Below are 12,375 nucleotides of genomic sequence, written 5' to 3' on the forward strand. Positions count from 1 at the left end.
ATCAACCATCAACCATCAACCATCAACCATCAACCATCAACCATCAACCATCAACCATCAACCATCAACCATCAACCATCAACCATCAATTACCCTAAAATCATTCCTGCAATTGTGGCGGAAAGAAGGGAGGCGATAGAGCCGCCTAAAACGGCACGCATACCAAATTCTGAAAGGGTTTTGCGTTGACCGGGAGCTAAAGAGCCGATTCCCCCGATTTGAATTCCAATAGAAGCGAAATTTGCAAAGCCACAAAGCATATACGTAGCCATGATAACCGATTTGTTGTAGGTAAGGTTGGCTCCGGTGGTCAAATCTTTAAGTTCGGCCAATTGAATATAGCCTACAAACTCACTCGCGGCAAGTTTGATGCCCAGTAGTTGCCCCATAAGCATTACATCTTCATTGTTGACCCCTATCAACCACATCAGGGGCGCAAAAATGGTACCTAAAATGGCCTCCAAAGAAAGTTTGTCATAGGCCGTATGGTTGGCCACCCATTCGTTTAGGGTGGTCAAATCGCCCGTCCAATCCAGAATACCGTTGATCATCGCTATGAGGGCTACAAAAACCAAAAGCATGGCCCCCACGTTGACCGCCAATTTAAGGCCTTCGGTAGTACCATTGGCTATGGCGTCTAGCATATTGCTTCCTATTTTTTCCGAAGAAACTTCTACCTCTGTATTCACTTCTTCGGTCTGGGGGTATAGCATTTTAGAAATCACGATCGCTCCAGGTGCTGCCATTACAGAGGCCGCCAAAAGATGCTTTGCAAATACCAGTTGCAATGCTTCGTCTTCCCCGCCTAAAAAGCCAATATAGGCCGCTAAAACAGCTCCTGCCACAGTGGCCATTCCTCCGATCATTACCAAAAGGATTTCTGAACGGTTCATTTTCTCCAAATAGGCCTTGATCAAAAGTGGGGCTTCCGTTTGACCCAAAAAGATGTTTCCGGCAACCGAAAGACTTTCCGGTCCGGAAATGCCTAGACTTTTGGAAAGTAACCAAGCCATAACCCGAACGACTTTCTGAATGACGCCCAAGTAAAAAAGGAGGGAGGTAAGGGCCGAGAAGAAAATAATCGTCGGCAATACCTGAAAAGCAAAAATGTACCCGAATGTATTGGTATCCACTACCAATCCTTCAAAAAGAAATTTGCTTCCCGCACGGGTAAACCCTAGAATACTTATAAATATTTCGCCAATGGCCTCAAAAACTTGTTGTACCCACGACACTTTCAATACCCCTACGGCAATGAGCAATTGTAATCCCAGTCCTATACCTACGGTCTTCCAGTTAATAGCTTTTCGATTGGCACTAAAAACAAAGGCGATTATCAGTAAAACCGCCATCCCCAAAATTCCGCGCCATAGACTATCGATGCCAAAACCTTGATTGGGAACAATTTCAGGGGAAGTTTCGGTAATATCATTGATGGTAGCGGACTCGATTACGGGAGCTACGGTATCTTGGGCAAAAGTTGGAAAAAAGGCACTAAGTGCAAGCAGAAGTATCCAGAGTTTGGTGTTCATATAGTCGCTTGCAAATTAAAGGTTTGACGTTATCTTTAGTTGCGCTTTGAAATCTCGTCACGCAATTTAGCCGCCTTCTCATAGTCTTCGTTGGCAACGGCCTTATCCAATTCTTTGTTGAGTTCTTCTACGGTGAGTTCTGTAAAACCATCGGTAGCGCCAGAATCGATTTCCACGGTTTCTCCTTCCTGTAGAATTTCATCTACAACGATACTATCGTCGGAATCGTCTTTTTCAGATTCTTTGGAAGAAAATTTGAGGTAAATTCCGGCCTTGTCCAAAATGGTCTTGTAGGTGAAGATGGGGGCATTGAATCGCAATGCCAAAGCAATGGCATCGCTGGTGCGGGCATCGATAATCTCTTCGATTTTATCACGTTCGCAAATGATACTCGAGTAAAAGACGCCGTCTACCAATTTATGAATGATAACTTGTTTGATAACAATATCAAAACGGTCTGCAAAATTTTTGAACAGGTCATGGGTCAGGGGTCTGGGAGGTTTAATTTCCTTTTCCAAGGCAATGGCAATGGACTGCGCCTCAAAAGCACCAATAACGATCGGCAGCTTTCTGTCTCCTTCCACTTCATTCAAAATAAGGGCGTAGGCCCCATTTTGGGTTTGACTGTAGCTTATACCTTTTATTTTTAACCTGACTAAACTCATAGTATCTTAAAAATACAAAAAGGCTGTTTAAATATGGGCGTAACCTTTATTTAAACAGCCCTTTCCGGGGCGCAAATTAACAAAATTTAAGCGTTTTGAGCTTTAAATTCCTTTAATTTTTCGACGAGTTGCGGTACCACCTCAAAAGCGTCCCCAACAATACCATAGTCGGCAGCCTTAAAGAAAGGAGCCTCGGCATCATTGTTAATGACCACTTTGGTCTTACTGGCACTAACTCCTGCCAAATGCTGTATGGCTCCAGAGATACCAATGGCAATGTATAGGTTGGATGCTACCGGCTTTCCGGTTTGCCCAACGTGTTCTCCGTGGGGTCTCCAGCCCATGTCGCTAACCGGTTTGGAACAGGCGGTAGCCGCTCCTAAAACTTCGGCAAGTTCCTCAATCATTCCCCAGTTTTCGGGTCCTTTGAGTCCTCTTCCGCCAGAAACTACGATATCGGCATCAGCAATGGATACTTTTCCGGCTACTTTATCGACCTCCAGTGATTTTACTGCGAAATCCCCATCTTCGATTTGTGCCGAAAATTCCTCAACGGATGCGGAACCTCCAATCTCGTTAATGCCATAAGCATTATTACTTACACCTATAATCTTTTTATCGGTCGTAATTTCGGTATGGGCAAAACCCTTATTACTGAAGGCTGTTCTCTTTACGGTTAAAGGAGCAGTACAACTAGGAGCCTCTACTACATTGGGGGCATAGCCTGCTTTTAATTTGGCCGCTAAAAGAGGGGCCAAGTATTTGGCATTGGCGCTTGAACTCACAATGACGGTCGTTGCACCTTCCTTTTCTACAGCTTGGGCTATAGTCTTGGCGTAAGCCTCCGCGTTAAAGGTATTAAACTGGTCCCCGGCAATGTTCAGTACTTTTGAAACGCCGTAGTTGCCTAAAGATTCGCCTTCCGAGGCGTTAAAGGAAATAGCGGTGGCGGTAGTTCCCATTTGGTCTGCTACCGTTTTGGCATAAGAAGCTACCTCAAAGGCGCTCTTTTTATATTTTCCGTTTTCTGATTCTGTATATACTAGAATAGACATGTTGTAATGTTTTAATTGAAATTGAGTTTGAAAAACGCTTTAGATAACCTTGGCCTCATTGTGCAACAAGGACACGAGTTCATCTACGGAATCTGTAAGTTTAACTGCGCCTTTAGGAGCAGGTTTTTCAAATTTACTGTCCACTGTGGCTTTTGTGGCGTCCACAGGCTCCACTACGTTAAGGGCTTTTTTACGGGCCATCATAATTCCTCTCATATTTGGAATTTTAAGGTCGCTTTCTTCTACAAGTCCTTTTTGGCCACCTATTACCGCAGGTAGCGCCGCCTCAACTTTTTCCTTTCCACCATCAATTTCACGGGTGGCAGTAGCCGTATCCCCTTCCACTTCAAGCCCAATACAGGTATTAATAAAATTGTATCCCAAGAGCGACGCAAGAATGCCGGGAACCATACCACCGTTATAATCGATAGACTCCCTACCGGCAATCACGAGGTCATAACCACCATCATTAATAACGTTTGCCAATTGTTCGGCAACAAAAAAACCATCTGTAGGTACGGCGTTGATACGAATGCCTTCGTCTGCACCAATGGCAAGGGCTTTTCGCATAGTGGGCTCTACAGAGGCATCGCCCACCGTGGCAATATGCACTGTAGCTCCTTGTTTTTCTTTGAACCACATGGCTCTTGTAAGACCAAATTCATCATTTGGGTTGATGACAAATTGGACCCCGTTGGTGTCGAACTTGGTGTCCCCGTCCGTAAAGTTAATTTTGGACGTTGTATCTGGGACATTACTTATACAAACTAGTATTTTCATCTATATAATTCTTTTGATATGACCTTACGAAGATAGGTATTCTTTCGTAAAAATACTATGCATGCATAGTATTTTTTTGTTTCTTTTTTGCTAAAAAGGGTAAATGAATTGCCATATTATTTCCTATTTTTGCTTGCCGTTTTAGGATATTAATAAATAGACATAGCATAATATATGAAGACGTTACAATTTAGGGAAGCCATTGCGGAGGCCATGTCCGAAGAAATGAGAAGAGACGAATCCGTTTACCTTATGGGTGAAGAAGTGGCCGAATACAATGGTGCTTATAAGGCCTCTAAAGGTATGTTGGACGAGTTTGGTCCGGAGCGTGTATTGGATACGCCTATAGCAGAGCTTGGTTTTGCAGGTATTGGCGTGGGTTCTACCATGACCGGTAACCGCCCTATAATTGAGTTCATGACGTTCAATTTTGCTTTGGTGGGTATTGATCAAATAATCAATAATGCCGCAAAAATTCGTCAAATGTCCGGAGGTCAATTTCCTTGCCCTATCGTTTTTCGTGGCCCTACTGCTTCTGCCGGTCAATTGGCGGCTACGCATTCCCAAGCCTTTGAAAGTTGGTATGCCAACTGCCCTGGTCTTAAGGTGGTAGTGCCTTCTAATCCAAAAGATGCAAAGGGGTTGTTGAAATCCGCTATTAGGGATGACGACCCAGTTATTTTTATGGAATCTGAGCAGATGTACGGGGATAAGGGAGAGGTTCCAGAAGGCGAATACACAATTCCATTAGGGGTTGCGGACCTACGAAGAGAAGGTACGGATGTAACCGTAGTTTCTTTTGGAAAAATTATCAAGGAGGCCGATAAAGCTGCAGAGCAGTTGGCCGAAGAAGGAATTAGTTTAGAGATAATAGATTTGCGTACGGTGAAGCCATTGGATTATGACGCCATCGTAAATTCGGTAAAGAAAACCAATAGGTTGGTCATTTTAGAGGAAGCATGGCCATTCGGAAACGTATCTACAGAGATTACGTTCCATGTTCAAAAGCACGCTTTTGATTACTTGGACGCCCCTATTGAAAGAATAAATACGGCAGATACTCCTGCGCCTTACTCACCGGTCTTGCTAAAAGAATGGTTGCCAGATGCAAAAGATGTAGTAGACGCTGTTAAGAAAGTGTTATATAAGTAAGGTATACCAAATTGTAAAGTACTTTTGCTTCGTTGGTCGATGACCGGCGAAGCTTTTTTTATGGTATACTATTTGATTGTACCGCGGTGAGAACCATTTTTAATGAAAAGACTCCTTTTACCCCTTTTACTTTTATTCGCTTTTTTTGCCACGGCCCAGAGCAAAGTGGGCGGTATAGTGCTGGATGAGTATGATAATCCAGTGGCTTTTGCCAATATCTTATTTAAAAATTCCTATGAGGGTACCATAACGGACGATAATGGTAATTTTTATATGGAGTCTGATGTTACCCATGATACATTGGTTATTTCCTTTATTGGTTACGAAAATTTAGAAATTCCGTTGACATCCAAAGTAATGTACGATATGAAAGTACAGCTTAAGGAATCTAGCGAAGCTTTGAAGGAGGTGGTGGTTTTTGCGGGAAAACAATCCAAGAAGAACAATCCGGCTGTAGAGATACTCAAGAAGATTTGGGCAAAAAAGAGACAAAATGGCGTACGTCAATTTAAGCAATATGCTTTTGATAAATACGAAAAGGTAGAATTTGACCTCAATACCATTGATAGTACCCTCATGAAAAGGAAAATTTTCAAGGGCCTCGAATTTGTATTTCAAGATTTGGATACTTCCCGTATCACTGGAAAAACATACCTGCCCATTTTCCTAAACGAAACCTTTTCAAAAGTCTATGGAGATAATATCCTCAAAGAGGAAAAGGAAGATGTACTGGGCAATAAGAATTCCGGGTTTGATAATAACCAGGCCATCATTGGTTTTATAGCGGATTTGTATCAGGATTATGACATTTATGACAATTACCTAAAGTTTTTTGATAAGAGTTTTACCAGCCCTCTTTCCCGTACAGGAGTAGATACCTATAACTATGCATTGCGAGACAGTGCTTATGTAGATAATAAATGGTGTTATAACATCGTGTATTACCCAAGAAGGAAGAATGAGTTGACATTTAAGGGAGATTTTTGGGTGAATGATACCACCTACGCCATCAAAAATATAAACCTGGAAGTTACCAAAAGCGCCAACATCAATTGGGTAAAGGAAATTTACATTGAACAGGATTTTGAGGTGGTAAATGATTCCGTTTTCTTACTTAAAAGGGATTATATGATGAGTGATTTTTCCTTTAGTAAAAAGGAGAAATCCAGAGGGGTCTACGGTAAGCGAACCACGGTTTATGACCATTATAAATTCAACCAAACAAAACCAAAAGAGTTTTACCGTACGGAGAGCAACCCCTATGACCCTATAGTGCAAACTAGGGATAGCGCCTTTTGGTCTACCAATCGATTGGAGGGTTTAAATAAGGACGAGAAGGGTATCTACCAGTTGTTGGATACACTGAAAACCGTTCCCAAATTCAAGAGCTATTACAATTTGGTAAGTATTCTGGGCTCCGGCTATGTAGAAATCGATAAATGGAACATGGATATTGGTTCGGTTTATGATGTTTTTGGATACAACCAGGCCGAAGGCCCTCGCGTACGTTTGGGGGCTAGAACCTATTTTGGGGAGAACGACCTTTGGCGCCTAGAAGGCTACATGGCTTATGGTTTTACAGATCAGAAAGTAAAATATGGAACATCTGGAAAGTTTCTTTTAGACCGAAAAACGAGATTGATCGTCTCCGGTGGAAATAGGCGGGATATTGAACAATTGGGTGTTAGCCTTACTGCTACCAATGATGTGTTGGGCCGCAGTATTGCTTCCTCATCCCTTGTGACCGTTGGTGCCAACAATCGCTTGACCAACATCAACTTGAGCAAGCTCGGTTTTGAAATGGAACCGGTTACCAATTTGCGCATTGGGGTAGGAGGAACCTTTAGAACCTTAAGTTCTGCCTTGCCCCAAGATTTTAGTCTTGATTACATAGACCCTGATGAACCGGGGGGCATTGCAAAGACCATAAGGCAATTTGATTTTAATGCTCTTTTAATCTATACTCCCGGCAAAAGAACCATTGGTTATGGAGTGGAGCGCCGTACTATTAATGACAATTACAGTACGCTGCTATTGAACTATACTAAAGGGAGTGAAGGTATTTTTAGTAGTGATTTTGATTATAGTAAGCTTCAGTTCGCCTATAGTCAGCCATGGCAAATAGGAGGTTTTGGTAGGTTGTACAGTACCCTGGAAATGGGTAAAACCTTTGGTAAAGTGCCATTAGGGCTATTAAATGTAATACCGGGTAATCAAACCTTTTTTTCCAACTATGGGACCTTTCCTAACCTGGATTTCTATGAATTTGTAACCGATACCTATGTGGCGCTGCATTTGCAACATAATTTTAATGGGCGATTATTTGCGAGAATTCCATTATTGCGAAAATTGAATCTTAGGGAAGTAGTGGGACTTAGAGGGGTTTGGGGAACGCTATCAGATGAGAATATTGCGTTAAGTGCGCCCGCTGCCGTTAATACGCCGTTACAGGCCCCTGATGATAAAATTTACTATGAATACTCCTTCGGAATAGGTAATATTTTTAAAATTCTTCGAATAGATTTTAATTTTAGGGGCAATTATTTGGATGCACCCAATGCGCGGCCTTTCAGTGTAACGGGAACCTTTGGCTTTGATTTTTAAAAGTTTGTAAGTCAATTCCTTGAGGTTATGCGTTTTTTTCTGTGGAAGCCTCACTTTTCTAAGTAATATTCAATGAACATGAGGGTATTTTAAAAGGCTTGGATTTATGTGCCCTTAGACCTTGTTTTTTTGTGGATTGTGCACTTCTTGGGGTTCTATTTTCGTACCTTCGCAACTTTAAACAAAACCTCAATAATGGGAAAGAAAACGAATATAACTTTCGATGTTTTAATAGAAATACCAAAAGGAAGTAGAAATAAATACGAATATGATTTTGTGTTGAACAAAATCCGCTTTGACAGAATGCTTTTTTCATCCATGATGTATCCAGGAGACTATGGATTTATACCTGAAACCTTGGCCTTGGACAAAGACCCCTTGGATGTTTTGGTTATGGGTACAGAACCTGTTTATCCAATGGTAGTAATGGAAGTAAAGCCTATTGGTGTTTTCCATATGACCGATGAAAAAGGTCCCGATGAAAAGATTATCTGCGTTCCTGTCTCCGATCCCATTTGGAGCAATAATAATGATATAAGTGATTTAAATCCGCATAGATTAAAAGAGATTGAGCACTTCTTTCAGGTGTATAAAGATTTGGAAAAAAAGAAAGTTGATACCGGTGGATGGGGTAATGCTGAGGAAGCCGTAAAAATCTATCACGAGTGCGTAAAGCGCTACGATGAAAGTGATTTAAAAAAGAAGCGTACTTTTACGATATAATCAAAAATACGTTCAGAATATAGCCTTATTATCGAAATAATAAGGCTTTTTTTATTTATTCTATTTTACTACTTTAGGTGCCATTGTTTATACTAAACCAATAAAATAATGGAATCAATCGTAATGTTTTTACCGGTATTCGGTGTTCTGGCGCTACTTTTCGTAGCCTGGAAAAATGCTTGGGTAGGCAAGCAGGAGGTAGGTGATGAGAAAATGGCGAGAATCGCCAAAAATATCTCGGACGGCGCCATGTCATTCTTAAAGGCCGAATATAAAATTCTCTCTGTTTTTGTAATTGCAGTTGCCATCTTACTTTTCTTTAAAGGAAGTAACGAGGAAGGTTCCAATGGAATGGTGGCTATTTCCTTTATTGTGGGTGCAATTTGTTCTGCACTTGCCGGCTTTATTGGAATGAAAGTAGCCACTAAGGCCAACGTTAGAACCACCAATGCGGCAAGAACTTCCTTAGGTAAGGCTTTGGAAGTAGCTTTTGCAGGAGGAGCCGTTATGGGACTTGGCGTTGTTGGTCTTGGAGTTTTGGGTCTTAGCGGACTGTTCATGTTATATAGCGGACAAGGTTGGAGTATAGGAGAGGTGCTTAATGTGCTGTCCGGCTTTTCCCTTGGTGCTTCTTCCATCGCGCTATTTGCGCGAGTAGGTGGTGGAATTTATACCAAGGCTGCTGATGTAGGTGCCGATTTGGTAGGTAAGGTAGAAGCGGGAATTCCTGAAGACCACCCTTTAAATCCTGCTACTATTGCCGATAACGTGGGGGATAATGTGGGAGATGTGGCCGGTATGGGTGCCGATTTATTTGAATCCTATGTGGGTTCAATTATTGGAACCATGGTATTGGGTGCCGCTTTTGTTCAGATTGATACATTTGCCGGGGCTTTTGATGGTCTGGGAGCGGTTTACCTTCCCTTGGTGTTGGCTGCTATTGGTATTATTATGTCTATAATCGGTACCTTCTTTGTAAAGGTGAAGGAAGGCGGAAACCCTCAAACAGCATTAAATATTGGTGAATTTGGATCTGCTGGATTGATGTTGGTAGCTTCCTATTTTATCATCACCATGATGTTGCCCGATAGTTGGAATTTTGGAGGGGAAACCTATACTTCTATGGGCGTTTTTTATGCGGTACTTGCCGGATTGGTCGCGGGTCTTGCCGTTGGTAAGGTCACCGAGTACTATACAGGAACGGGAACCAAACCCGTTAATTCCATTGTAAAACAATCCGAAACCGGATCGGCCACTAATATAATTGCCGGTCTAGGGGTTGGAATGATGTCTACCATGTTCCCCATACTTATCATTGCTGCGGCAATCATTGTTTCCCATATGTTCGCTGGTCTGTACGGTATAGCCATTGCGGCGGTAGGGATGCTGGCCAATACAGGAATTCAGTTGGCGGTAGATGCCTACGGACCTATTTCCGATAATGCGGGGGGTATTGCTGAAATGTCCGAGTTGCCTAGTGAAGTACGGGAACGCACCGATAAATTGGATGCAGTAGGGAACACCACGGCAGCCATTGGAAAAGGATTTGCCATTGCTTCTGCGGCCTTAACGGCTCTTGCCTTGTTTGCGGCCTTTATGCAAACCGCCAATGTAACGGGAATTGATGTTTCCAAACCAACCGTAATGGCCGGACTTTTAGTAGGGGGAATGTTGCCATTTGTCTTTTCGGCACTTTCTATGAATGCTGTAGGGCGTGCCGCCATGGCCATGATCGAGGAGGTAAGGCGTCAATTTAGGGATATTCCACAATTGAAGGCGGCTTTGGAAGTGATGCGTCAAGTAGATTCGGATATGTCCAAAGCTTCACCTGAGCAACGTGCAATTTTTGATCAAGCAGATGGGGTTGCCGAGTATGAAAAGTGCGTGGCGATTTCAACACAAGCCTCAATAAGAGAAATGGTATTGCCAGGTTTATTGGCCATCGCTGTTCCTGTGGCTGTTGGTTTTCTTGGAGGTGCGGAGATGTTAGGTGGACTTCTAGCGGGTGTTACTACTTGCGGGGTGCTTATGGCTATATTCCAATCCAATGCCGGGGGTGCTTGGGACAACGCCAAAAAGATGATAGAGGAACAAGGGAGAAAAGGTACGGATGCCCATAAAGCTGCCGTAGTAGGAGATACGGTTGGTGATCCGTTTAAGGATACTTCTGGCCCTTCACTTAATATCCTCTTAAAACTAATGTCTGTAGTGGCATTGGTCATTGCGCCTAGTATTGCCAATAATGTTAGCGGTATGGCCGGAGAAATCGAAGAGAAGGAAATTAAAATTGAAATGAAGTCCGAAGTAAATGGGGAATTGACCCAAGCCACCATTGCATATACCGAAGTTATCAATGGAAAGAAAGTGAGCCAAGAGAAAACTTTCAATGGTACTTCAGAGGAGGTAAAAGAACAGCTACAATCATTTGAAAATAAAGTGAATGCCCAAGAGGGAAATTCAAAAATTGAAATTGAAAGTATTGATATTCGCAAGTGAATATCCTCAACTTGAATTATGATTGAAAAGGCCACCTTCGGGTGGCTTTTTTATTTCAAAATGTATTTTTTGGCTTGTTAACCATGTTTTTAAATGCAGGTTTCGTAATAAACACAAAGTATGTTTTGTATTCTGCTTAATTTATCCATGGTAAGATACGGGCTTCATAATTTTAAATTTTCCGTGGATAATACTCGCCAATAGCTCAGTATAAAAGAGGATGAATCATTAAATTTGGAGGTTTAAACCAAACCACCAATGAAAAAAATAGTATTACCATTAGTTTTGCTTTTTAGCCTTTTCGCTTACTCCCAAACGGCCAAGGTGCCTGTGTATGCTTGGGTTGGAGGCCCGGGAAAAGCAACCGATCAAGAACTCAAGGAGCAATTTTTAGAATTTAAGGAAAAGGGTATAGACGGTCTTATGTACAGTGGCGGCCATGACCCCGAAACTTACGAAAGAGTAGGCAAATTTGTAAAGGAAGCAGGATTGGAATTCCATACTTGGATACCTACCATGATTCAGGGCGACCCAAAAATTAAACCAGAATGGTATGGGGTAAGCGGAAAAGGGGAGTCCACCTATGAAATTCAGCCTTACGCGCCGTATTATAAGTTTATGTGTCCTAACAAAAAGGGAGTACGTAACTATTTGAAAGATTTATATACGGGCGTAGCCGAAGTGGAGCACGTTGATGGTATTCATTTAGATTATATCCGATATCCTGATGTAATTTTGGCTCGCGGACTATGGGAAAAGTATGGACTGATTCAAGACCGAGAATTTCCCGAGTATGATTTTTGCTACTGTGACACTTGTACCAAGGATTTTAAAAAGAAAAGTGGCATTGATATTACCAAAGTGGAAGACCCCACTACGGTTCATGAGTGGAAGGAATTTAGGTATGATGTAATCACTGGCTTGGTGAAGGAAATCAAAGAGGCCGTTCATGAAAAAGGAAAAAAGGTGAATGCAGCAGTGTTTCCAGGTCCCACCATTTCCAAAAAATTGGTACGCCAAGAATGGAACAATTGGGGTTTGGATGCCTATTTCCCGATGAACTACAACGACTTTTATATGGCCAACACGCTTTGGATTGGAAGCCAAGTTAAAGAGGAAGTACAAGCAGCAGGCGAAACACCGGTTTATAGTGGCTTGTTTATCTGTCCTCGCCCATGGAACAAGGACAACGAAGAAGACCCGGAAGGCCATGGATTATTACCGGAAGAATTGGGAGACGCCATTAAAGAATCTATGGAGAACGGTGCGGCCGGAATTTGCTTGTTTACCCCCGGTAGAATGACCGATGCCCATTGGGCCGCTTTCAAAGAGGCCATTTACAAGGAATATACCGTAGAATAGCGAATC

At 42.3% G+C, this 12,375-nt stretch carries 9 protein-coding genes; 5 read left to right on the top strand and 4 right to left on the bottom strand.

All coding sequences use genetic code 11. The features are described from left to right. Window positions 1-89 precede the first annotated feature (89 nt). The 4 genes from IL355_RS17835 to IL355_RS17850 form a co-directional block, all read right to left on the bottom strand. Window positions 90-1,532 carry a NupC/NupG family nucleoside CNT transporter gene (locus IL355_RS17835; protein WP_192463448.1) on the bottom strand — a complete coding sequence of 481 codons (1,443 nt, stop codon included), beginning with the start codon at window positions 1,530-1,532 and terminating at the stop codon, window positions 90-92. 35 nt (window positions 1,533-1,567) lie between these two features. Next, window positions 1,568-2,197, bottom strand: a complete 630-nt coding sequence (locus tag IL355_RS17840) for a bifunctional nuclease family protein (RefSeq protein WP_192463449.1) — start codon at window positions 2,195-2,197, stop codon at window positions 1,568-1,570. 86 nt (window positions 2,198-2,283) lie between these two features. Then, a complete protein-coding gene (locus tag IL355_RS17845) occupies window positions 2,284-3,252 on the bottom strand; it encodes an electron transfer flavoprotein subunit alpha/FixB family protein (protein ID WP_192463450.1) in 969 nt (322 codons plus the stop codon). Window positions 3,253-3,291: 39 nt separating this feature from the next. Next, window positions 3,292-4,032 (bottom strand): electron transfer flavoprotein subunit beta/FixA family protein, encoded by a 741-nt coding sequence (locus IL355_RS17850; protein WP_192463451.1) that lies wholly within the window; start codon window positions 4,030-4,032, stop codon window positions 3,292-3,294. A 174-nt stretch (window positions 4,033-4,206) separates the two neighbouring features. On the opposite strand from IL355_RS17850, the gene IL355_RS17855 reads away from it, so the two are divergent. From IL355_RS17855 to IL355_RS17875, 5 genes are all read left to right on the top strand, one after another. After that, window positions 4,207-5,184: a pyruvate dehydrogenase complex E1 component subunit beta gene (locus tag IL355_RS17855; protein ID WP_192463452.1), complete on the top strand. Its 978-nt coding sequence runs from the start codon at window positions 4,207-4,209 to the stop codon at window positions 5,182-5,184. Window positions 5,185-5,286: 102 nt separating this feature from the next. Further along, entirely contained in the window at window positions 5,287-7,788 is a 2,502-nt protein-coding gene (locus IL355_RS17860) for a DUF5686 family protein (RefSeq protein ID WP_192463453.1), read from the top strand. A 195-nt stretch (window positions 7,789-7,983) separates the two neighbouring features. Beyond that, entirely contained in the window at window positions 7,984-8,511 is a 528-nt protein-coding gene (locus IL355_RS17865; RefSeq protein ID WP_192463454.1) for an inorganic diphosphatase, read from the top strand. Window positions 8,512-8,619: 108 nt separating this feature from the next. Next, entirely contained in the window at window positions 8,620-11,007 is a 2,388-nt protein-coding gene (locus IL355_RS17870) for a sodium-translocating pyrophosphatase (protein ID WP_192463455.1), read from the top strand. A 258-nt stretch (window positions 11,008-11,265) separates the two neighbouring features. Then, entirely contained in the window at window positions 11,266-12,369 is a 1,104-nt protein-coding gene (locus IL355_RS17875) for a glycoside hydrolase family 10 protein (protein WP_192463456.1), read from the top strand. Window positions 12,370-12,375: the final 6 nt, after the last annotated feature.

Source organism: Euzebyella saccharophila, from assembly GCF_014855495.1.
Classification (GTDB): domain Bacteria; phylum Bacteroidota; class Bacteroidia; order Flavobacteriales; family Flavobacteriaceae; genus Euzebyella; species Euzebyella saccharophila.

Excerpts from the sequence above, each read along its gene's own strand:
- IL355_RS17840 (WP_192463449.1), bottom strand. The coding sequence starts at position 2,197 with ATGAGTTTAGTCAGGTTAAAAATAAAAGGTATAAGCTACAGTCAAACC.
- IL355_RS17835 (WP_192463448.1), bottom strand. The coding sequence starts at position 1,532 with ATGAACACCAAACTCTGGATACTTCTGCTTGCACTTAGTGCCTTTTTT.
- IL355_RS17845 (WP_192463450.1), bottom strand. The coding sequence starts at position 3,252 with ATGTCTATTCTAGTATATACAGAATCAGAAAACGGAAAATATAAAAAG.
- IL355_RS17865 (WP_192463454.1), top strand. The coding sequence starts at position 7,984 with ATGGGAAAGAAAACGAATATAACTTTCGATGTTTTAATAGAAATACCA.
- IL355_RS17860 (WP_192463453.1), top strand. The coding sequence starts at position 5,287 with ATGAAAAGACTCCTTTTACCCCTTTTACTTTTATTCGCTTTTTTTGCC.
- IL355_RS17850 (WP_192463451.1), bottom strand. The coding sequence starts at position 4,032 with ATGAAAATACTAGTTTGTATAAGTAATGTCCCAGATACAACGTCCAAA.
- IL355_RS17855 (WP_192463452.1), top strand. The coding sequence starts at position 4,207 with ATGAAGACGTTACAATTTAGGGAAGCCATTGCGGAGGCCATGTCCGAA.
- IL355_RS17870 (WP_192463455.1), top strand. The coding sequence starts at position 8,620 with ATGGAATCAATCGTAATGTTTTTACCGGTATTCGGTGTTCTGGCGCTA.
- IL355_RS17875 (WP_192463456.1), top strand. The coding sequence starts at position 11,266 with ATGAAAAAAATAGTATTACCATTAGTTTTGCTTTTTAGCCTTTTCGCT.